At 66.5% G+C, this 20,778-nt stretch carries 22 protein-coding genes; 11 read left to right on the top strand and 11 right to left on the bottom strand.

Going from position 1 to position 20,778, the window contains the following annotated elements:
- Nucleotides 1-1,014, bottom strand: a 1,014-nt coding sequence (locus B3E91_RS20105) for an ABC-F family ATP-binding cassette domain-containing protein (RefSeq protein WP_287031148.1), incomplete at its 3' end; no start/stop codon positions are given.
- A 50-nt stretch (nucleotides 1,015-1,064) separates the two neighbouring features.
- On the opposite strand from B3E91_RS20105, the gene B3E91_RS20110 reads away from it, so the two are divergent.
- Nucleotides 1,065-1,499 (top strand): TIGR02444 family protein, encoded by a 435-nt coding sequence (locus B3E91_RS20110; RefSeq protein WP_287031149.1) that lies wholly within the window; start codon nucleotides 1,065-1,067, stop codon nucleotides 1,497-1,499.
- Nucleotides 1,500-1,721: 222 nt separating this feature from the next.
- On the opposite strand, the gene trmB is transcribed toward B3E91_RS20110, so the two are convergent.
- From trmB to B3E91_RS20130, 4 genes are all read right to left on the bottom strand, one after another.
- Nucleotides 1,722-2,393 (bottom strand): tRNA (guanosine(46)-N7)-methyltransferase TrmB, encoded by a 672-nt coding sequence (gene trmB / locus B3E91_RS20115; RefSeq protein WP_287031258.1) that lies wholly within the window; start codon nucleotides 2,391-2,393, stop codon nucleotides 1,722-1,724.
- A 136-nt stretch (nucleotides 2,394-2,529) separates the two neighbouring features.
- Complete coding sequence (locus B3E91_RS20120) at nucleotides 2,530-3,324, bottom strand: thiazole synthase (RefSeq protein WP_090224156.1); 795 nt, start codon at nucleotides 3,322-3,324, stop codon at nucleotides 2,530-2,532.
- A 19-nt stretch (nucleotides 3,325-3,343) separates the two neighbouring features.
- Nucleotides 3,344-3,544 (bottom strand): sulfur carrier protein ThiS, encoded by a 201-nt coding sequence (gene thiS / locus B3E91_RS20125; protein WP_090224157.1) that lies wholly within the window; start codon nucleotides 3,542-3,544, stop codon nucleotides 3,344-3,346.
- A gap of 92 nt (nucleotides 3,545-3,636) precedes the next feature.
- Nucleotides 3,637-4,011, bottom strand: coding sequence for a DUF423 domain-containing protein (locus B3E91_RS20130; RefSeq protein ID WP_273234645.1), 375 nt, complete (start codon nucleotides 4,009-4,011; stop codon nucleotides 3,637-3,639).
- A gap of 131 nt (nucleotides 4,012-4,142) precedes the next feature.
- Here B3E91_RS20130 and mtgA point away from each other — a divergent pair, with 131 nt between their 5' ends.
- Nucleotides 4,143-4,850, top strand: coding sequence for a monofunctional biosynthetic peptidoglycan transglycosylase (gene mtgA / locus B3E91_RS20135; protein ID WP_273234646.1), 708 nt, complete (start codon nucleotides 4,143-4,145; stop codon nucleotides 4,848-4,850).
- Nucleotides 4,851-4,923: 73 nt separating this feature from the next.
- On the opposite strand, the gene rpoH is transcribed toward mtgA, so the two are convergent.
- The 4 genes from rpoH to ftsY all read right to left on the bottom strand — a co-directional run bounded on the left by rpoH (nucleotide 4,924) and on the right by ftsY (nucleotide 8,889).
- Complete coding sequence (rpoH, locus tag B3E91_RS20140; RefSeq protein WP_090224162.1) at nucleotides 4,924-5,778, bottom strand: RNA polymerase sigma factor RpoH; 855 nt, start codon at nucleotides 5,776-5,778, stop codon at nucleotides 4,924-4,926.
- A 158-nt stretch (nucleotides 5,779-5,936) separates the two neighbouring features.
- Nucleotides 5,937-6,956 carry a permease-like cell division protein FtsX gene (ftsX, locus tag B3E91_RS20145; RefSeq protein WP_273234648.1) on the bottom strand — a complete coding sequence of 340 codons (1,020 nt, stop codon included), beginning with the start codon at nucleotides 6,954-6,956 and terminating at the stop codon, nucleotides 5,937-5,939.
- On the bottom strand, nucleotides 6,953-7,621 hold the full coding sequence (gene ftsE, locus B3E91_RS20150; protein WP_090224165.1) for a cell division ATP-binding protein FtsE: 669 nt from the start codon (nucleotides 7,619-7,621) through the stop codon (nucleotides 6,953-6,955). The genes ftsX and ftsE overlap by 4 nt, the downstream gene beginning before the upstream one ends.
- Nucleotides 7,618-8,889: a signal recognition particle-docking protein FtsY gene (ftsY, locus tag B3E91_RS20155; RefSeq protein ID WP_287031150.1), complete on the bottom strand. Its 1,272-nt coding sequence runs from the start codon at nucleotides 8,887-8,889 to the stop codon at nucleotides 7,618-7,620. The genes ftsE and ftsY overlap by 4 nt, the downstream gene beginning before the upstream one ends.
- 248 nt (nucleotides 8,890-9,137) lie before the next feature.
- On the opposite strand from ftsY, the gene B3E91_RS20160 reads away from it, so the two are divergent.
- The 3 genes from B3E91_RS20160 to rsmD are packed head-to-tail and all read left to right on the top strand — an operon-like array spanning nucleotide 9,138 to nucleotide 12,587.
- Complete coding sequence (locus B3E91_RS20160) at nucleotides 9,138-10,496, top strand: M16 family metallopeptidase (RefSeq protein ID WP_273234651.1); 1,359 nt, start codon at nucleotides 9,138-9,140, stop codon at nucleotides 10,494-10,496.
- On the top strand, nucleotides 10,489-11,982 hold the full coding sequence (locus B3E91_RS20165; protein WP_287031151.1) for a M16 family metallopeptidase: 1,494 nt from the start codon (nucleotides 10,489-10,491) through the stop codon (nucleotides 11,980-11,982). Before B3E91_RS20160 ends, B3E91_RS20165 begins: the two co-directional genes overlap by 8 nt.
- Entirely contained in the window at nucleotides 11,982-12,587 is a 606-nt protein-coding gene (gene rsmD / locus B3E91_RS20170) for a 16S rRNA (guanine(966)-N(2))-methyltransferase RsmD (RefSeq protein WP_286784490.1), read from the top strand. Before B3E91_RS20165 ends, rsmD begins: the two co-directional genes overlap by 1 nt.
- A gap of 4 nt (nucleotides 12,588-12,591) precedes the next feature.
- Here the strand turns inward: rsmD and B3E91_RS20175 are convergent, their stop codons facing one another.
- On the bottom strand, nucleotides 12,592-13,530 hold the full coding sequence (locus B3E91_RS20175) for a UDP-glucuronic acid decarboxylase family protein (protein WP_287031152.1): 939 nt from the start codon (nucleotides 13,528-13,530) through the stop codon (nucleotides 12,592-12,594).
- 68 nt (nucleotides 13,531-13,598) lie between these two features.
- Between B3E91_RS20175 and B3E91_RS20180 the strand changes: the two genes are divergently transcribed.
- Nucleotides 13,599-14,432 (top strand): glycosyltransferase family 2 protein, encoded by an 834-nt coding sequence (locus B3E91_RS20180; RefSeq protein WP_414708314.1) that lies wholly within the window; start codon nucleotides 13,599-13,601, stop codon nucleotides 14,430-14,432.
- Nucleotides 14,433-14,508: 76 nt separating this feature from the next.
- On the top strand, nucleotides 14,509-15,498 hold the full coding sequence (locus B3E91_RS20185; protein WP_287031154.1) for a hydrolase: 990 nt from the start codon (nucleotides 14,509-14,511) through the stop codon (nucleotides 15,496-15,498).
- A gap of 73 nt (nucleotides 15,499-15,571) precedes the next feature.
- On the opposite strand, the gene B3E91_RS20190 is transcribed toward B3E91_RS20185, so the two are convergent.
- Entirely contained in the window at nucleotides 15,572-16,237 is a 666-nt protein-coding gene (locus B3E91_RS20190; protein WP_287031155.1) for a TetR/AcrR family transcriptional regulator, read from the bottom strand.
- Between the two features lie 219 nt (nucleotides 16,238-16,456).
- On the opposite strand from B3E91_RS20190, the gene B3E91_RS20195 reads away from it, so the two are divergent.
- From B3E91_RS20195 to coaD, 4 genes are all read left to right on the top strand, one after another.
- Nucleotides 16,457-17,899, top strand: a complete 1,443-nt coding sequence (locus tag B3E91_RS20195) for a coniferyl aldehyde dehydrogenase (RefSeq protein WP_287031156.1) — start codon at nucleotides 16,457-16,459, stop codon at nucleotides 17,897-17,899.
- A gap of 34 nt (nucleotides 17,900-17,933) precedes the next feature.
- On the top strand, nucleotides 17,934-18,479 hold the full coding sequence (locus B3E91_RS20200) for a twin-arginine translocation pathway signal protein (protein WP_287031157.1): 546 nt from the start codon (nucleotides 17,934-17,936) through the stop codon (nucleotides 18,477-18,479).
- Between the two features lie 76 nt (nucleotides 18,480-18,555).
- A complete protein-coding gene (locus B3E91_RS20205) occupies nucleotides 18,556-20,148 on the top strand; it encodes a GMC family oxidoreductase (protein ID WP_287031158.1) in 1,593 nt (530 codons plus the stop codon).
- 142 nt (nucleotides 20,149-20,290) lie between these two features.
- Entirely contained in the window at nucleotides 20,291-20,770 is a 480-nt protein-coding gene (coaD, locus tag B3E91_RS20210) for a pantetheine-phosphate adenylyltransferase (protein ID WP_058163013.1), read from the top strand.
- The last annotated feature ends 8 nt before the right edge of the window (nucleotides 20,771-20,778 follow it).

A 20,778-nucleotide genomic window follows, 5' to 3' on the forward strand; every position in this document is an offset into this window, starting at 1 on the left:
GCCCGGCACCAGTTGCAGCTTGACCGCCTCCAGCACCGCGCGCTCGCCGTAGCCGAGACGGCCCTCGGCGAGGTCGAGCAGCGGGCTGGAGACCTTGTCGGCCTCGCGGAAGACGAAGTCGAACGGCGAATCGATGTGCGCCGGCGCCAGTTCCTCGAGCTTCTCCAGCGCCTTGATCCGGCTCTGCGCCTGGCGCGCCTTGCTGGCCTTGGCCTTGAAGCGGCGAATGAAGCTTTCCATGTGCGCACGCTGCGCCTGCTGCTTCTCGAACGCCTGTTGCTGCTGCGCCATGCGCTCGGCGCGGGTGCGCTCGAAGGCCGAATAGCCGCCGCGGTAGAGGGTCAGCTTGCGCTGTTCGAGGTGGACGATCTGGTCGACCACGGCGTCGAGGAAGTCGCGGTCGTGGGAGATCAGCACCAGGGTGCCGGGATAGCTCTTCAGCCAGCCTTCGAGCCAGAGGATGGCGTCGAGGTCGAGGTGGTTGGTCGGCTCGTCGAGCAGCAGCAGGTCGGACGGCCGCATCAGCGCCTGCGCCAGGTTCAGGCGCATCCGCCAGCCGCCGGAGAAGTCGCCGACCGGGCGCTCCATCTGTTCGTTGGAGAAGCCCAGCCCGGCCAGCAGCTTGCGCGCACGGGCGTCGGCGCTGTAGCCGTCGGCGTTGTCCAGTTCGGTGTGCAGCCGCGCCAGGGCGGCGCCGTCGTGGCTGGCCTCGGCGACGGCCAGCTCGCGCTGCACGCGGCGCAACTCGAGGTCGCCGTCGAGCACGTAGTCCACTGCCAGGCGATCGAGGGTCTCGATCTCCTGGCGCATGTGCGCGATGCGCCAGTCGGCGGGCAACAGGCAGTCGCCGGCGTCCGGCCCCAGTTCGCCGCGCAGCAGCGCGAACAGACTGGATTTGCCGGCGCCGTTGGCACCCACGAGGCCGGCCTTCTGGCCGGGGTGCAGGGTCAGCTCGGCGCCTTCGAGCAGGCGCTGCGGACCGCGCTGCAAGGTAAGATTCTGTAGTCGTATCATGATGGCGGCGGAGTTTATCAGCTTCGTCCCCACCCCGCCCGGAGTGCCGAATGCCCGCCGATCTATGGAGTTTCGCCCTCGCCCGCTACGCCCGTCCCGGCGTGGAAAACGCCTGCCTGGCGCTGCAGGCCGAGGGCGCGGACGTCTGCCTGCTGCTCTGCGGCGCCTGGCTCGGCGCACGCCGCGTGAGCTGCACGGCGGCGCGCGCCGAGCAGTTGAAGGCGCTGGCGAAGCCCTGGCAAGCCACCGTAGTCATGCCGCTGCGTCAGCTTCGCCAGGGCTGGAAAGCCGCGGCGGGCAGCGACGCCGCACTGACCGAACTGCGCGAACAGGTCAAGGCGCTGGAGCTGCGGGCCGAGCACGAACTGCTGCGCCGGCTGGAATCCGCCTCCGCGGACTGGCCTGAAGACGCCAGCGAAACCACGCAGGACTGGCTGCGCGCCCTCGCCGGCTTCGATCACCCGGCCCTGCAATCCCTGACGTAGGGCGGAAGCCTCGTGACATGCGACGAGCGTTTCGTAGGGTGCGCCGCGCGCACCACCCACCGCCGGGGCCATTCGGTGCGCGCGGCGCACCCTACGAACAAGGGATTCATGCGCGCATAAAAAAGCCGCCCAACGGGCGGCTCGAGGCCAGGCAGGCCGGAAGTCAGGGGAGCGCGTGGCTCCGTGGCGCTAGTCTACCCGAAGCCCGGCGCCAGGGTGGACTCAGTCGACGCGCTCGAACTTGAGGTCCCACACGCCGTGGCCGAGGCGCTCGCCGCGGCGCTCGAACTTGGTCACCGGGCGCTCCTGGGGGCGCGGCACGTACTGCCCGTCCCCGCCCTGGTTGCGATAACCAGGCGCGGCGTTCATCACCTCGAGCATGTGTTCGGCGTAGGGTTGCCAGTCGGTGGCCATGTGCAGCACGCCGCCAGGCTTGAGCTTGCTGCGCACCAGTTCGGCGAACGCCGGCTGGACGATGCGCCGCTTGTGATGGCGCGCCTTGTGCCAGGGGTCGGGGAAGAACAGCAGCACGCGGTCGAGGCTGGCGTCGGCGACACACTGGCGCAGCACCTCCAGGGCGTCGCAGCTGTACACGCGGACATTGTCCATGCGCTGGGTGAGCAGGCCGTTGAGCAACGCACCGACGCCCGGCCGGTGTACCTCTACGCCGATGAAGTCCTGCTCCGGCGCAGCGGCAGCCATTTCCAGGGTCGAATGGCCCATGCCGAAACCGATCTCGAAGGTGCGCGGCGCCTGGCGCCCGAACACCTCATCGAAGTCGCGCAGGCCGTCGCCCAGCTCCAGACCGAACTTCGGCAGGCCCTGTTCGAGACCGCGCTGCTGGCCCTCGGTCATGCGTCCGGCACGCATCACGAAGCTCTTGATGGTGCGCATCGGGCGTTCGGCTTCGATGGCGATGGGGCTTTCGGACGGCTCGGTCATGCGGGTTGTTTCCGTGGCACGGGTAGGCGCGGCGCACCCGGTGGTGCGCCGCGTCGAAGGAAAGGGCGCGTCGCGCGCGCCCGGGGATTCAGCGGATCAGCCCGTCGAGCGGCGACGAGGCGCTGGCGTAGAGCTTCTTCGGCATGCGTCCGGCGAGGTAGGCCAGGCGCCCGGCCTCGATGGCGTATTTCATCGCCTCGGCCATCAGCACCGGCTTCTGCGCGTGGGCGATGGCGCTGTTCATCAGTACCGCCTCGCAGCCCAGCTCCATGGCGATGGTGGCATCGGAGGCGGTGCCGACGCCGGCGTCGACCAGCACCGGAACCGGCGATTCCTCGAGGATGATGCGCAGGTTGTACGGGTTGCAGATGCCCAGCCCGGTGCCGATCAGACCGGCCAGCGGCATCACCGCGATGCAGCCGATTTCCGCAAGCTGACGGGCGATGATCGGGTCGTCGCTGGTGTAGACCATCACGTCGAAACCGTCGGCGACCAGGGTTTCCGCCGCCTTGAGCGTTTCGATCACGTTCGGGAAGAGGGTCTTCTGGTCGGCCAGCACTTCCAGCTTGACCAGCTTGTGGCCGTCCAGCAGCTCGCGCGCCAGGCGGCAGGTGCGCACCGCCTCGACCGCGTCGAAGCAGCCGGCCGTGTTCGGCAGGATGGTGTAGCGCGACGGCGGAATCACGTCGAGCAGGTTCGGCTCGCCGGGATTCTGGCCGAGGTTGGTGCGCCGCACGGCGACGGTGACGATCTCCGCACCGGAGGCTTCGATGGCGGCGCGGGTTTCCTCCAGATCCTTGTATTTGCCGGTGCCGACCAGCAGGCGCGACTGGTAAGTACGACCGGCCAGGACGAAAGGCTTGTCGTTGGGGACTGCGCTCATGGGGAAACTCCTCGTGCGGTTAACCGCCACCGATGGCATGGACGACCTCGACCTGGTCGCCTTCGGCCAGCGAGGTGCTGGCGTGCTGGCTACGCGGAACGATGTCCAGATTGAGCTCGACGGCCACCCGGCGCCCGACCAGGTCGAGGCGCACGAGCAGGTCCGCGACGGTCTGGCCGTCAGGGAGCTCGAAGGATTCGCCGTTCAACTGGATATGCATGGGCTGGAATGGTCGCGATTTTACGGGGTCGGCATTCTAGCCCGATCGCCCCGGTGGACCAAGGGCATCGGGCGCCATTCGTCCCGGAACCATCAGGCGGTGAGGCGCCAGGCGCTCAGCCCCAGACACGCCCAGCCGACCAGGAAGGCCACGCCGCCGATCGGGGTGATGATGCCGAGCTTGCCGATGCCGACCAGTGTCAGCGCGTAGAGGCTGCCGGAAAACAGCAGGATGCCGAGAACGAAGGCACCGCCGGCGATGCCCAGCAGCCGGCTCGGCGCATGCAGCGAGAGCAGCGCCACGCCGAACAGGGCGAGGGCGTGGATCATCTGGTAATGCACGCCGGTCTGGAACACCGCGAGGTATTCGGCGCTGAGGCGGCTCTTCAGGCCATGCGCCGCGAACGCGCCAAGGGCCACGCCGGTGAAACCGAAGAACGCGGAAAGCATCAGATGCAGGCGCAGCATGTGTAACTCCAGATGGCGGGAATGCGCCGCTATAATGGCGCGCTGCACCGATTATTCCTATTCCGGATCGGACCTGTCGCGACCCTCAGTCGCAGCCTGTCGACCGGCCCACAACGGATTGAGGCCAGCCCATGCTCCGAACGCTGTACCGTCGCCTGGTCAAGCTTCTCCTTGGCTTCGTCGCCCTCAGCGCCCTGCTGGTACTGATACTTCGCTGGGTACCGCCGCCGTTCACGGCGCTGATGGTGGAGCGCAAGATCGAGTCGTGGATCGACGGTGAGCCGATCGATCTGCAGCGCACCTGGCGGCCCTGGAAACAGCTGCCGGACGACCTGAAGATCGCCGTGATCGCCGGCGAGGACCAGAAATTCGCCGAGCACTGGGGCTTCGATGTCGCGGCGATCCAGGCGGCGATGGCGCACAACGAGCGTGGCGGCTCGCTGCGCGGCGCCAGCACGCTGAGCCAGCAAACGGCGAAGAACCTGTTCCTCTGGTCCGGTCGAAGCTGGCTGCGCAAGGGCCTGGAAGTGTGGTTCACCGGCCTGCTGGAGCTGCTCTGGCCGAAGCAGCGCATCCTAGAGGTCTACCTAAACAGCGTCGAGTTCGGTAATGGCATCTTCGGCGCCGAGGCCGCAGCGCAGCATCACTTCGGCATAGGCGCCGCCTACCTTTCGGCGCGCCAGGCCAGCCTGCTCGCCGCAGTGCTGCCGAACCCGCGCGAATGGAGCGCCAGCCGCCCCAGCGCCTACGTCAGCCGCCGTGCCAGCTGGATTCGCCAGCAAAGCCGGCAACTGGGCGGCAGCGACTACCTGATGGCGCTCAAAGGCCGGCTGCCCTGAGGTCGCCCCGGATCGGCGAATCGCAGACAGAAAAAAGCCGCACCCAGGTGCGGCTTTTTTCATTACCGGTCGCTTACGCCTGGATCGAGCCTTTGAGCTTGTTCATGGCGTTCTTCTCCAGTTGGCGGATGCGCTCGGCGGAGACGTTGTACTTGGCCGCCAGGTCATGCAGGGTCGCCTTCTCCTCGGCCAGCCAACGCTGCTGGAGGATGTCGCGGCTGCGCTCGTCGAGGCCTTCCAGCGCCTCGTAGAGACCGGCGGAGGAACTGTCGCTCCAGTCGGCGTCTTCCATCTGCATGGCCGGGTCGTAGCGGTGGTCTTCGAGGTAGTGCGCCGGGGACTGGAAGGCGCTGTCGTCGTCGGCATCCGCCGCCGGGTCGAAGGCCATGTCGTGGCCGCTCAGGCGACTTTCCATCTCGCGCACTTCACGCGGCTCGACGCCGAGGCTTTCCGCCACGCGCTGCACTTCGTCGTTGTTCAGCCAGGCCAGACGCTTCTTCTGGCTGCGCAGGTTGAAGAACAGCTTACGCTGCGCCTTGGTCGTGGCGACCTTGACGATGCGCCAGTTGCGCAGGATGAATTCGTGGATCTCGGCCTTAATCCAGTGCACCGCGAAGGACACCAGGCGCACGCCCATTTCGGGGTTGAAGCGCTTCACGGCCTTCATCAGGCCGACGTTGCCTTCCTGGATCAGGTCGGACTGGTTCAGCCCGTAACCGGCGTAGCTGCGCGCGATGTGGACGACGAAGCGCAGGTGCGCGAGCACCATCTGCCGGGCCGCCTCGAGGTCCTGCTGGTAGAAGAGGCGTTCGGCCAGTTCGCGTTCCTGCTCCTGGGTCAGCAGCGGAATGCTGTTGACCGAGTGCACGTAAGCCTCCAGGTTCGAGCCTGGGACCAACGCACGCACAGGTTGCAATGAAGTGGTCATTCGAATCCTCCGATTCATCAAACGTCGGGCAGTTTATCACTGCAGCATTGGACTGCAAGATGGTCGCCAAGTTCCTTCTGCACCGATTGCTATGGGACCGTCAACTGTTTGAAATATATAGCTTTTATCTATCTAAAAAGTGAATCTCGATGATCGAATCAGCGCGGCGCCAGCTCGCGTAGATGGCGCGCCACCGCCAGCCAGGCGCCGATGTAACCGAGGAATACCGCCCCCAGCAGCAGCGACAGCCCATCATCGAGCGGCACCCCGGCGAGGGCGAAATCGCTGTTGTACAGGCCGGCCAGGCGCACCACCGCCTGGTTCAGCCAGTCCAGCCCGAAGGCCAGCACCAGCCAGGCCAGCAGCCCAGCGCCCAGGCCGTAGAGCGCGCCCATGTAAAGGAAGGGCCGGCGCACGTAGCTGTCGGTGCCGCCGACCAGCTTGATCACCTCGATCTCGGTGCGGCGGTTCTCGATGTGCAGGCGGATGGTGTTGCCGATCACCAGCAGCAGCGCCAGCACCAGCAGCACCGTGAGACCGAAGACGAAACGGTCGCCGAGACCGAGGATCGCGGTAAGCCGCTCGACCCAGACCAGGTCGAGCTGCGCCTGCTGCACCTTGGGCAGCTCGGACAACGCCTGGCGCAGTGCTTCCAGGGCGGCCTTGTCGATCTCGTTGGGGGTCACCAGGACCACGCCAGGCAGCGGATTGTCCGGCAACTCCTTGAGCGCCTGGCCGAGGCCGGACTGCTGCTGGAACTCGTCCAGCGCGCGCTGCCGACTGATCCACTCGGCATCCGCCACACCCGGCATCGTGGCGATGTTGTCGCGCATCGCCTCGCCATCCTTGTCGGTGGCGTCCATCTGCAGGTAGAGGGAAATCTGCGCGGCGCGCTGCCAGGAACCGCCGAGGCGCTCGACGTTGCTCAGCAGCAGCGACAGGCCCATCGGCAGGCTCAGGGCGATGGCCATCACCAGGCAGGTGAAGAAGCTGCCGATCGGTTGCCGGCCGAGGCGCAGCAGGCTGTCCACCAGGCTCGCACGGTGGCTTTCCAGCCAGGCGTGCAGCAGGGTACGGAAGTCCGGGCCGTCGTCATGGTTCTGCGGCTCCGGCTGCTGCTTACGCGCCGCCCCGACGCGCTCGGACGGGTTGGGTGGCGGCATGCGGGTGGCGCTCATGCGGCCTCCCCGTCGCCGATCAGGCGTCCGCGCTGCAGGGTTAGCATGCGATGGCGCATGCGCGCGATCAGCGCCAGGTCGTGGCTGGCGATCAACACCGTGGTGCCGAGGCGGTTGATGTCCTCGAACACGCCCATGATCTCCGCGGCGAGGCGCGGGTCGAGGTTGCCGGTGGGTTCGTCGGCGAGCAGCAGCGCCGGGCGATGCACCACCGCGCGGGCGATGCCGACGCGTTGCTGCTGGCCGGTGGACAGGTCGGCCGGATACAGCTCGGCCTTGTCGTGCAGGCTGACGCGCTCCAGCGCGGTACCGACGCGTTCGGCGATCTCGTCGCGGCCCAGGCCGAGGATCTGCAACGGCAGCGCGACGTTGTCGAACACCGTGCGATCGAAGAGCAGCTGGTGGTTCTGGAACACCACGCCGATCTGCCGGCGCAGGAACGGGATCTGCGCGTTGGTGATGGTCGACAGGTCCTGACCGGCGAGCAGCAGCTTGCCGGTGGTGGGTCGTTCCATCGCCAGCAGCAGACGCAGCAGGGTGCTCTTGCCGGCACCGGAATGGCCGGTGACGAAGAGGAATTCGCCGCGCTTCACACGGAACGACAGCTCGTGGATGCCGACGTGGCCATTGGGATAGCGCTTGCCGACCTGGTCGAAACGGATCATGCGGGGGTTTTCTCCGAGAACAGCGCCTTGACGAAGGCCTCGGCCTCGAAGTCGCGCAGGTCATCGATGCCTTCGCCGACACCGATGTAGCGGATCGGCAGGCCGAACTGTTTGGCCAGGGCGAAGATCACCCCGCCCTTGGCGGTGCCATCGAGCTTGGTCAGGGCCAGGCCGGTGAGCGCGACCGCCTGGTTGAACTGCTTGGTCTGGTTGATCGCGTTCTGCCCGGTGCCGGCGTCGAGCACCAGCAGCACCTCGTGCGGCGCCGCCTCGTCGAGCTTGCCGATCACCCGGCGGACCTTCTTCAGTTCTTCCATCAGGTTGTCTTTGGTGTGCAGACGCCCGGCCGTGTCGGCGATCAGCACGTCGACGCCGCGCGCCTTGGCGGCCTGCACCGCATCGAAGATCACCGAGGCGGAATCGGCGCCGGTGTGCTGGGCGATCACCGCGATGTTGTTGCGCTCGCCCCACACCTGCAGCTGTTCCACGGCCGCGGCGCGGAAGGTGTCGCCGGCGGCGAGCATGACCTTCTTGCCTTCGAGCTGCAGCTTCTTGGCCAGCTTGCCGATGGTGGTGGTCTTACCGGCACCGTTCACGCCGACCACCAGGACCACATAGGGACGGACCTGCGCCGGAATCCGCAGCGGCTGCTCGACCGGAGCGAGCAGCGCGGCCAGTTCGTCCTGCAGCGCTTTGTACAGCGCGCCGCTGTCGGCCAGCTCCTTGCGCGCCACGCGCCTGGTCAGGCTCTGCATGATCGCCGAGGTGGCCTCGACGCCGACGTCGGCGGTCAGCAGGCGGGTTTCCAGTTCGTCGAGCAGGTCGTCGTCGATCGCCTTCCTGCCGAGAAACAGGCTGGCCATGCCTTCGCCGAGGCTGGCGCTGGTCTTCGACAGGCCCTGCCGGAGGCGGGCGAAGAAACCGGCCTTGTCGGCGGGCCTGGCGACTTCAACGGGCGCGGCGGGGACCGCCTCGGGCTCGGCCACGGACGCCTGCGGCAAGGGCGCAGGCGCGGCCTCGGGTGCCGCTTCGGCGAGGGTCTCGAGCAGGCTTTCCAGCGCCGCGGGCTGCGGCGCGCCGGGGCTCGGCAGCGGCTCGGTGGCGGCTTCTTCGAGGCTCGGATCGGCATCCGGCCGTGGGGCGGTCGGGGACGTTTCTAGCGGAGGCGTTCCGGCGCTTTCCTGCGGTTTCTTGCGCAGCCAGCCGAACAGTCCTTTCTTCTCTTCCGGGGCGACCGGGGGCTTCTTGTCGTCGTTGGAACCAAACATGGGGACGGGTATCTCAAGGGAGCGCCGCGCCGGCGGGCTCGTCCAAACATAAAAGAGGGCGTCGGCCGAACGGGGCGAAACGAAAGGGACGACACACCTGGCGACTCGAGCAGGTTTTCCGCCACCCGCGAAGGCAGCGTCGCAGGGCGGCCCCGACAAGCATGGCCGCCGGGAAAATGGATGCGTATCCTAGCACCTCCTCGCCCGCTGAGGCTAAGACCCGGCGGCCCGCCCGAAAGGTCCATTCGATGAACAAAGCGCTTCTCTGCCGTGTCGCCGGTCTGCTCCTCGGCGCCCTCTGCATGCCGCTGCCGCTACTCGCCGCGGAACCCTCTCCCACCCACGAATTCAGCCTCGACAACGGCCTCAAGGTGCTGGTCCGCGAGGACCACCGCGCCCCCGTAGTGGTCTCCCAGCTCTGGTACAAGGTCGGCTCGAGCTACGAGCAGCCGGGGCGCACCGGACTCTCCCACGCCCTCGAACACATGATGTTCAAGGGCAGCCGCAAGCTCGGCCCGGGCGAAGCCTCGCTGATCCTGCGCGACCTTGGTGCCGAGGAAAACGCCTTCACCAGCGACGACTACACCGCCTACTACCAGGTGCTGGCGCGTGATCGCCTGAACGTCGCCTTCGAGCTGGAAGCCGACCGCATGGCCGGGCTCAAGCTGCCGGCCGACGAGTTCAGCCGCGAGATCGAAGTGATCAAGGAAGAACGCCGACTGCGCACCGACGACAAGCCGAACGCCCTCGCCTTCGAGCGCTTCAAGGCCATGGCCTACCCGGCCAGCGGCTACAGCATTCCCACCATCGGCTGGATGGCCGACCTCGAGCGCATGCAGATCGACGAACTGCGCGCCTGGTACCAGAGCTGGTATGCGCCGAACAACGCCACCCTGGTGGTGGTCGGCGATGTCAGCGCCGACGAGGTCAGGGCGCTCGCCCAGCGCTGGTTCGGCAACATCCCGAAACGCGCGGTGCCCTCCTCCAAGCGTCCGCTTGAGCTGGCCGAACCCGGCGAGCGCCGCCTGACGCTGCACGTGAAGACCCAGTTGCCGAGCCTGATCATGGGCTTCAACGTGCCGGGCCTGGCGACCGCCAAGGACCCGCGCGAGGTCAACGCCCTGCGCCTGATCGGCGCGCTGCTCGATGGCGGCTACAGCGCTCGGCTGCCGTCGCGCCTGGAGCGTGGCGAGGAGCTGGTTTCCGGCGCGTCCGCCTGGTACGAGGCCTATACCCGCGGCGACAGCCTGTTCGTGGTCAGCGCCACGCCCAACGTGCAGACGGGCAAGACCCTGGCCGACACCGAAGCCGGTGTCTGGCGCCTGCTCGACGAGCTGAAGAAAACCCCGCCGTCCGCCGAGGAACTGGCCCGCGTCCGCGCCCAGGTGATCGCCGGGTTGGTCTACGAGCGCGACTCGATCACCAGCCAGGCCAACACCATGGGCCAGCTGGAAAGCGTCGGCCTGTCCTGGAAGCGGATGGACCAGGAACTCGCCGATCTCGAAGCCGTCACCCCGGCGGACATCCAGGCCGCCGCCAGCACCTACTTCACCCGCACGCGGCTGAGCGTCGCCCACGTTCTACCCGAGGAAGCCCACGATGAGTGAGTCCAACAACGACCTGCGCCACAGCCTGTTCGGCCTCGTCCTGATCATTCTCATCGTGCTGCTGGCCGTGTACGTCAACCATGACCGCAAGCCCGCCACACAAGCCGCGCCACGCCAGAGCGAAGCGCCGGCCAGGCTCGAATCGCTGGCCGAACTGAACAAGAAGGCACCGAGCTACCGCAATCTGGACATCCAGAGCTGGCAGACCGCCGAGGGCGCCAAGGTGCTCTTCGTCGAGGCCCGCGAGGTGCCGATGTTCGACCTGCGCCTGACCTTCGCCGCCGGCAGCGCCCAGGACGGCGACGTGCCCGGCCTGGCCACGCTGACCAACGCGATGCTCAACGAAGGCGTCGCCGGCAAGGATGTCGGCGCCATCGCCGAGGGCTTCGAGGGCCTGGGTGCCGACTTCGGCAACGGCGCCTACCGCGACATGGCGATCGCCAGCCTGCGCAGCCTGAGCGCGGTCGACAAGCGCGAGCCGGCGCTGGCGCTGTTCGCCGAAGTGATCGGCAAGCCGACCTTCCCCGCCGACTCGCTGGCGCGGATCAAGAACCAGTTGCTGGCCGGCTTCGAGTACCAGAAGCAGAACCCCGGCAAGCTGGCCGGCGATGCGCTGTTCGAGCGCCTCTACGGCGACCACCCCTACGCGCACCCCAGCGACGGCAACGAGGCGACCCTCCCGGCGATCAGCCTGGAACAGCTGCGCGCCTTCCACCAGAAGGCCTACGCCGCCGGCAACGTGGTCATCGCACTGGTCGGCGACCTCTCGCGCAGCGAGGCCGAAGCCATCGCCGCGCAGGTCTCCAGCGCCCTGCCGAAAGGTCCGGCACTGGAGAAGATGGCCGAACCGCAGGCGCCGAAACCCGGCCTCAGCCATATCGAGTTCCCCTCCAAACAGACCCACATCCTGCTCGCCCAGCTCGGCATCAAGCGCGGCGACGCGGATTACGCGGCGCTGTTCATGGGCAACCAGATTCTCGGCGGCGGTGGCTTCGGCACCCGGCTGATGAAAGAGGTGCGCGAGAAACGCGGCCTGACCTACGGCGTCAGCTCCGGCTTCTCAGGCATGCAGGCGCGCGGCCCGTTCATGATCAGCCTGCAGACCCGCGCCGAGCAGAGCGAAGGCACGCTCGGGCTGGTCCAACAGATCGTCCGCGACTACCTCGCCGAAGGTCCCACGCAGAAGGAACTCGACGACGCCAAGCGCGAGCTGGCCGGCAGTTTCCCGCTGACCACCGCGAGCAACGCCGACATCGTCGGCCAACTGGGCGCCATGGGTTTCTACGACCTGCCGCTGAGTTATCTGCAGGACTTCATGAACCAGGCCCAGGCGCTGAGCGTCGAACAGGTCAGGGCGGCGATGGCGAAACACCTCTCCGCCGATGACTTCGTCGTCGTCACGGCCGGCCCCACGGTGGCGCAGAAGCCGTTGCCGGCGCCGACCGACAAACCCGCCGAACAGCCCCTCGGGGTCCCGGAGCACTGATGCGCGGACAGACCGTCAAACCCTCGCGTAGCGCCGCAAAGCCCCATGGCGGCACGGGATCGCTGCGCATCATCGGCGGCGAATGGCGCAGCCGGCGTTTCGCCTTTCCCAACGGCCCGGCCCTGCGGCCGACCCCGGACCGGGTTCGCGAGACGCTGTTCAACTGGCTGGCGCCGTACATCGAGGGCGCACGCGTGCTGGATGCCTACACCGGCAGCGGCGCGCTGTTCCTCGAAGCGCTGTCGCGCGGCGCCGGGCAGACCCTGGCGCTGGACACCAACGGCGAGGCGCTGGCCGCGCTGCGCCAGCACCTCGACACCCTGGCCTGCGGGCGCGGGCAACTGGTCCAGGGCGACGCCCTGCGTTACCTCGAAAACCAGGCCGCGCAGCCGTTCGACGTGGTCTTCCTCGATCCGCCCTTCCACCAGAACCTGCTGCAGACCAGCTGCGAGCTGCTGGAAAACCGCGGCTGGCTGGCCGAACACGCATGGATCTACACCGAAAGCGAAGGCGCCCCGTCAAGCCTGCCAATGCCCGCCAACTGGCGCCTGCACCGCGAAAAGAACGCCGGCCAGGTGCATTACGCGCTCTGGGAGCGTGGCTAGCGACTCAGGCCGTTTTCAGGATCTGGCGGAAGTAGCTGATAGTCTGCAACAGACCGGCCTCCAGCGCCACCTTCGGCTGCCAGCCGAGGCGCTCGCGCGCGACGGTGATGTCTGGCTGACGCTGCCTCGGATCGTCTTGCGGCAGCGGCATATAGGTCAACTTCGACGCTGAGCCACACAGCGCGATGACGGTTTCGGCGATCTCCCTGATGCTGTACTCAGCCGGATTGCCGAGGTTCACCGGCCCGGTCAGATCGACCGGACTGTCCATCATGCCGATCACACCCTCTATCAGATCAGAGACGAAACAGAAGGAACGGGTCTGACTCCCATCGCCATAGATGGTGATGTTTTCGCCAAGCAATGCCTGAACGATGAAGTTGCTAATCACGCGCCCATCATGCAACTGCATGCCCGGCCCGTAAGTATTGAAGATACGCACCACCTTGATATCCAGCGCGTGCTGGCGGTGGTAATCGAAGAACAGTGTTTCAGCACAGCGCTTGCCTTCGTCGTAGCAACTTCGGATACCGATGGGATTGACTCTTCCCCAGTAATCCTCCGTCTGTGGATGGCACTCTGGATCCCCGTACACTTCCGACGTGGAGGCCTGAAGGATCCGCGCGCCTGTGCGCTTGGCCAAGCCCAGCATGTTGATCGCGCCGTGCACGCTGGTCTTGGTTGTTTGCACCGGGTCGCGCTGATAATGTACCGGCGAAGCGGGGCACGCGAAGTTGAAAATACGATCGACTTCGACATAAAGCGGGAACGTCACATCGTGGCGCATGACCTCAAAATGCGGGTTGCTCAGAAGATCCTGAATATTGCGGCGACTGCCGGTGAAATAGTTGTCTACCGACAGTACTTCATGACCTTCTTCGAGCAATCGCCGACATAAATGCGACCCGATAAACCCTGCCCCACCCGTTACCAGAACACGCATATTGAACTCCGAGAAAATCCATGTTCCCCATTACTTTCGTTACTACCTGTAAAGGGCGCTTGCACCACGTGAAACAGACGCTCCCGGTCATTGTTGCAGCTGAGCCGGGGGAGGTGATTTTGGTGGATTATGGTTGCCCCGACAACACCGGCGACTGGGTAGAGGCGAACCTGCCTTCGGTAAAGGTCATCCGTGTGACCGATGATCCCGGCTTCTGCCTCCCAAGGGCACGAAACACCGGCGCGGCGCATGCGACTTCGCCCTGGATCTGCTTTATCGACGCCGACATCATCGTCCAGGATGGCTGGTTGCAATGGATGCAGGAAAACCTGCAGCCGCATCACTTCTATCGCGCAGAGCCGGGCGAAGGACTGGCCAATCTTGAAACTTACGGAACAGTCATCTGCAGCCGTGAAGACTTCAACGCTGTCAACGGTTACGACGAGGTTTTTCGCGGTTGGGGCGGTGAGGATGACGATCTCTATCACCGGCTTTCGTTTCTCAACCCCAACGCGCAAAAACGTTATCCGAACCACTTCGTGGAAGCGATTTCCCACGATGATGCCGAGCGCACGACCTTTCACGCGATAAAGAACGTGAAAACCCAAAGTTTTATCAACAACTGCTACATGAGAGTAAAAGAGTATTTGCGTTCGCAGGGTGTACATGACATCCCGTTTGAAACGCGCCAGCAACTATTCAACAGCCTGAGCGATACTCTTAAACAATATGCCGCCCGCCCTAAACTTTTCTCCACGCAAGTGAAGGCTAATAACTTGACGAACATCGACGGAGAACATCTCGACCTCCTCCTTGAAGTTGCTCGCCGCCGCCGCTATGGCCTGTTCGGTACACGTTATACCTCCGTTCGCACCCTTAAACAGACAACCGCTGAGGCCTGAGCCAGGAACGGGCTTTTCCAGGCAATGCCGAATGGCTACTCTCGGCGGCATGCCAGACATACCGAACGTGCCCCCCATGCCTCACCCCTTCCAGCCCGCCTGGTGGCTGCCCGGCCCGCACCTGCAGACGCTGTGGTCGCCGTTCTGCCGCACGCCGCAGCCGCTCGAGCGCCAGCGTGAGCGGCTGTGGCTGGAGGATGGCGATTTCATCGATCTCGACTGGCACGGCCCGCACGACACCGAGGCGCCGCTGGTGCTGGTGCTGCACGGGCTCACCGGGTCGTCCGCCTCGCACTATGTAATGGGCCTGCAGGGGCGTCTGGGCGAGAACGGCTGGGCCAGCGTGGCGATCAACTGGCGTGGCTGCTCGGGCGAGCCGAATCTGCTGCCGCGCGCCTACCATTCCGGCGCCAGCGACGACCTCGGCGCGGTCATCGAACACTTGCAGCGCAAGCGTCCGCTGGCGCCGCTGCACGCGGTGGGCTATTCGCTGGGCGGCAACGTGCTGCTCAAGTACCTCGGCGAGCGCGCCGCGAACTGCCCACTGCGGGGCGCCGTGGCGGTGTCGGTGCCCTTTCGCCTGGACCAGTGCGCCGACCGCATCGGCCTGGGGTTTTCGCGCGTCTACCAGGCGCATTTCATGCGCGCCATGCTCGCCTACGTGAAGGACAAGCAGCGTCTCTTCGCCCACCAGGGCATGGCCGACCGGCTGTCGGTGATGGAGAAGCTCGGTCCGCTGGACGATGTGCGCACCTTCTGGGATTTCGACGGGCGCATCACCGCGCCGCTGCACGGATTCGCCGATGCGCAGGACTACTACCGGCGCTCATCGAGCCGCTATTTCCTCGGCAACATCCACGTACCGACGCTGATCATCCAGGCCGCCGACGATCCGTTCGTCTTCGCCCACAGCGTGCCGACGGTGGCCGAGCTATCGGCCAGCACCACGCTGGAGCTGCAGGAAAAGGGCGGGCACGTCGGCTTCGTCGAAGGCTCGCCGCGGCGTCCGGTGTACTACCTGGAGCGCCGCATCCCGCAATGGCTGGCGCAGCTGGCGAAGCGCTAGCCAGGCGCTGTTCCCATCCACGTCGCTCGGCCGGTGGATCGATGAAGCGTGATCCACCCTACGTCCTGGACAGCTATTCCTGCCCGAGCACCCGTTCCAGCGGCACGAACAGTCGGTCGTAAAGCCGCTCCACGGCGCCCTGCGCGGCAGGGGTGAGGTAGCCGCCCTCCAGCGCCAGCACCTGGTAGATGCCACGCCGCATCAGGTCCTCGTCGAGCTCGGAGGCGGCGCCGCGCACGGTGCAGAGGAAGCGCACCCAGGATGTCATCATGATCCAGGCATTCAGGCTCAGCGCCTCCACCTGCGCCGGAGTCATGCGCAGGATGCCGGCCTCGACGAAACCGGCGTAGATGGCCTGCACGTGGGTCAGGCAGCGGTGGGCGAACTGCCGGTAGCGCTCGGCCAGCGCGGCGTCGGTTTCCAGCAGGTGTTCGAGGTCGCGGTGGAGGAAGCGGTAGTGCCACATCGCGGCGAGCGCCGCTTCCAGATAGAAGGTTTTGTCGTCCACCGTCAGCGCGCGTTCCGGACGACGCAGGAAGACGTCCACGCGGCTTTCGTACTCGGCGAACAGCTCGGCGATGATCGCCTGCTTGTTGCGGAAGTGGTAGTACAGGTTGCCCGGCGAAATCTGCAGGTGCGCGGCGATGTGGTTGGTGGTCACGCTGCGTTCGCCCTGCGCGTTGAACAGCTGCAGGCTGGCCTGGACGATGCGCTCGCGGGTCTTGGGTGCTGGCGGCATGGCTCGCTCGATGGGGACAGGTGGGCACAAGGTACAACGCGAAGCGCGCGGGCACACCTCCACGGATCGGCCGCACCCGCTTTTGGTTGGCTGGCGCGGGCCCTGGCGGACGCCCAGCCTCCATTCCACAGGCGCGGGCGATCCGCCATTTGACACTTTAGAGCAATTGCTCTAAAAATTCCCGAACGACAATAACAACCGCCCTGCCAAGGTGCCGCCATGCCCGCCGATCTCGCCCTGATCACCCCGCCGCCGTCCGTCGAACCCCTGGATGCCGGGCCGCTGGAAGCGCTTCTCTCCCGGCAACGGGCCGCCTTCCGGGCCGACCCGATGCCTTCCGCCGAGGCGCGCATCCGCCGCCTCGGCGCTCTGCACCGGTTGCTGCTCGATGAACAGCGGGCGATCGTTGCCGCCATAAACGCGGACTTCGGCAACCGCTCGGCCGATGAAACCCTGTTCGCCGAAATCATGCCCTGCCTGCACGGCATCGCCTATGCCCGCAAGCGTCTGCGCAAATGGATGAAGCCCTCGCGGCGCGCCGTGGGGCTGCAGTTCCAGCCGGCCAGCGCCCAGGTGGTTTACCAGCCGCTGGGGGTGATCGGCGTGATGGTGCCGTGGAACTACCCGCTGTTTCTCGCCCTTGGCCCGGCGATCGGCGCGCTGTCGGCGGGCAACCGGGTGATGATCAAGATGAGCGAATCGACGCCCGCCACCTCGCGCCTGCTCAAGACCCTGCTGGCGAAGATCTATCCGGAAGACCTGGTGGCGGTGGTCGAGGGCGACGTCGAGGTAGGCATCGCCTTTTCGCGCCTGGCCTTCGACCACCTTCTGTTCACCGGCGCCACGGGCATCGGCCGCCAGGTGATGCGCGCGGCGGCGGAAAACCTGGTGCCGGTGACCCTCGAGCTGGGCGGCAAGTCGCCGGTGATCATCAGCGACAAGGCGCCGATGGCGCAGGCCGCCGAGCGCATCGCCTGGGGCAAGACGCTGAACGCCGGGCAGACCTGCATCGCCCCGGACTACGTGCTGGTGCCGCGGGCGCGCCTGCAGGAATTCGTCGCCGCCTACCGCGAGGCGGTGCAGCGCTTCTTCCCGACGCTGGAGAACAATCCGGACTACACGACGATCATCAATCCACGTCAGCTGGCCCGTCTCAACGACTACCTGAGCGATGCGCAGGCACATGGCGCGACCCTGCTGCCGCTGTTCCCGCAGAGCCAGGGCGCGCGCCTGGCGCACACCCTGCTGCTGGACGTAAACGACGAGATGCGCGTGATGCAGGACGAGATCTTCGGTCCGCTGCTGCCGGTAATTCCCTACGGGACGCTCGACGAGGCGCTGGACTACGTCAACGCGCGGCCGCGCCCGCTGGCGCTGTACTTCTTCGGCTACGACAAGGCCGAGCAGCGCCGCGTGCTGGCGCAGACCCACTCGGGTGGCGTCTGCCTCAACGACACCCTGCTGCACGTCGCGCAGGACGACGTGCCCTTCGGCGGCGTCGGCCCCTCGGGCATGGGCCACTACCACGGCCACGAAGGCTTCCTCACCTTCAGCAAGGCCAAGGCGGTGTTCAGCAAGCCACGCTTCAACGCCGCGCGGATGATCTACCCGCCCTACGGCAAGGCGATCCAGAAGCTGGTTTACAGACTGTTCATCCGCTGACGCGGGCGCGGCGAACCCCAGGATGACCACACGAATGACCAACACCACGCTTTCTACCCCGGCGCTCAGCCGCCGCGGCCTGCTCAGGGTCGGCCTGGTCGGTTCGGCGTTTCTCGCCACCGCCGGCCTCGGCGCTGCGCTCAGTGGTTGCTCGGCGAGCAGCCCGGCCAGCGGCTATGCCGTGCTGCGCGAAACCGACCTGCCCTTTCTCCGCGCACTGATCCCGGTAATGCTCGAAGGCGCGGTACCTGTCGCGCAGATGCCCGCGGCGATCGACGGCACCCTGCAGAGCCTCGACTACAGCCTCGACCACCTCTCCCCGGAGCTGCTCAAGCTGACCCTGCAGCTGTTCGACGTGCTCGCCCTGCCGATCACCCGTGGGCCGCTGACCGGCGTCTGGGGCAGCTGGGACAACGCCGGAGCCGACGACATCCGCCAGTTCCTCGCACGCTGGCAGGACAGCTCCATCTCCCTGCTGCGCATGGGCCACGAGTCCCTGCTCAAGCTGGTGATGATGGCCTGGTACAGCCGCCAGGAGTCCTGGGCGCATTGCGGCTATCCCGGCCCGCCGACGATCTGACGATGGCGGCGCGTCGCCCGCCAGCCCGCAGGCGCGTTGCGAATCCGGACCCCATAAGAACAAGAGAGAAGCCTGAATGCCCGTACCCGATCCGTTCCGCGAAGGCCTGGCCCGCGGCTGGAAGACCCACGACGGCTCACGCCAGGAAAACGACCTGACCCTGGAGTGCGACGTGGCCATCGTCGGCACCGGCGCCGGCGGCGGCACCACGGCGGAAATCCTCAGCGCCGCCGGCTACAAGGTGCTGCTGATCGAGGAAGGTCCGCTGAAGACCAGCAGCGACTTCAAGATGCAGGAGGCCGAGGCCTACCCGAGCCTCTACCAGGAAGGCATCGGCCGGATGAGCAAGGACGGCGCCATCGTCATCCTCCAGGGTCGCGCGGTGGGCGGCACCACGCTGGTCAACTGGACCTCCAGCTTCCGCACCCCGGAGCCGACCCTCGAACACTGGGCACGCGAGTACGACGTCAGGGGCCACAGCGCCGCCGAGATGGCGCCCTGGTTCGCGCGCATGGAGGAGCGCCTCGGCGTGACGCCCTGGGCACTGCCGCCGAACGGCAACAACGACGTGCTGCGCATGGGCTGCGAGAAGCTCGGCTATCACTGGAAAGTCATCCCGCGCAACGTCCGTGGTTGCTGGAACATCGGTTACTGCGGCATGGGCTGCCCGACCAACGCCAAGCAATCGATGCTGGTGACGACCATTCCGGCAACCCTCGACAAGGGCGGCGAGCTGCTCTACCTGGCCCGCGCCGACAAGCTGCTGCTCGACGGTGACAGGGTCACCGGGCTGAGCTGCCAGGCGCTGGACGCGCGCTGCGTGGCGCCGACCGGGCGACGCATCACGGTCAAGGCGCGGCATTACGTGCTCGCCGGCGGCGGCATCAACACTCCGGCGATCCTCCTGCGCTCCGCCGTGCCGGACCCGCACGGACGCACCGGCAAGCGCACCTTCCTGCACCTGGTGAACTTCTCCGCCGCGCAGTTCGAGCAGGTCATCAACCCGTTCTACGGGGCGCCGCAGTCGATCTATTCGGACCATTTCCAGTGGGACGACGGCCCCACCGGGCGGATGTCCTTCAAGCTCGAAGTGCCGCCGCTGCAACCGGCGCTGTCCTCTACCCTGCTCGGCCGCTTCGGCGAGGAAAACGCGCTGCGCATGGAGCAGTTGCCGCACACCAACGTGATGCTCGCCCTGCTGCGCGACGGCTTCCACCCGCAGAGCACGGGCGGCAGCGTGGAGCTGCGCGGCGACGGCTCGCCGGTGCTCGATTATCAGGTCAGCGACTACGCCTGGGACGGCCTGCGCCGCGCCTTCCAGACCATGGCAGAAATCCAGTTCGCCGCCGGCGCCAAGGCGGTGCTGCCGCTGCACGCCGACGCCAACTACGTGACCACGCCAAAGGCGGCGCGCGAGCTGATCGACGGCCTGCGCCTGGAGCTGTTCCGCACGCGCCTGGGCAGTGCCCACGTGATGGGCGGCTGCGCCATGGGCGAGGACCCCAAACGGTCGGTGGCCGACAGCCTGGGCCGGCATCACCAGTTGCAGAACCTGTCGATCCACGACGGCTCGCTGTTCCCCACCAGCATCGGCGCCAACCCGCAGCTGTCGGTCTACGGGCTCACCGCCCAGTTGGCCACGCAACTGGCCGAACGGTTGAAGGCGTGAGCCGCGCGGCGCCGCTTCGGCGCGGCGCGCATACCGCCCATTCGCCACAAGAATGCCGACGATCACGCCATCGCGCCCCGCTTGGCCACTCCGGCCTGCTGCGCTACCATCCGGGTCCCCTTGATCCTGCCAGGACATCGCGATGAACCGAGTGCTGTACCCGGGTACGTTCGACCCCATCACCCAGGGGCACGGCGATCTCATCGAACGCGCATCGAAACTGTTCGACAGCGTGGTCATCGCCGTCGCCGCCAACCCGAAGAAGAACCCGCTGTTTCCCCTGGAGCAACGCGTCGAACTGGCCCGCGAAGTGACCCGGCACCTGCCCAACGTCGAGGTGGTCGGTTTCTCCACGCTTCTGGCGCATTTCGTCAAGGAGCAGCAGGCCAACATCATCCTGCGCGGCCTGCGCGCGGTGTCCGACTTCGAGTACGAATTCCAGCTGGCGAACATGAACCGCCAACTGGCGCCGGACGTGGAGAGCCTGTTCCTCACGCCGTCGGAGCACTTCTCCTACATCTCCTCGACCCTGGTCCGCGAGATCGCCAACCTCGGCGGCGACATCACCAAGTTCGTTCATCCCGCGGTCGCCCGGGCCCTCGCGCAACGCTTCAAGCGCTGACGCGGAAC

This window comes from Pseudomonas sp. UBA6310 (genome assembly GCF_002438225.1).
GTDB classification, from domain to species: Bacteria; Pseudomonadota; Gammaproteobacteria; order Pseudomonadales; family Pseudomonadaceae; genus Pseudomonas_O; species Pseudomonas_O kuykendallii.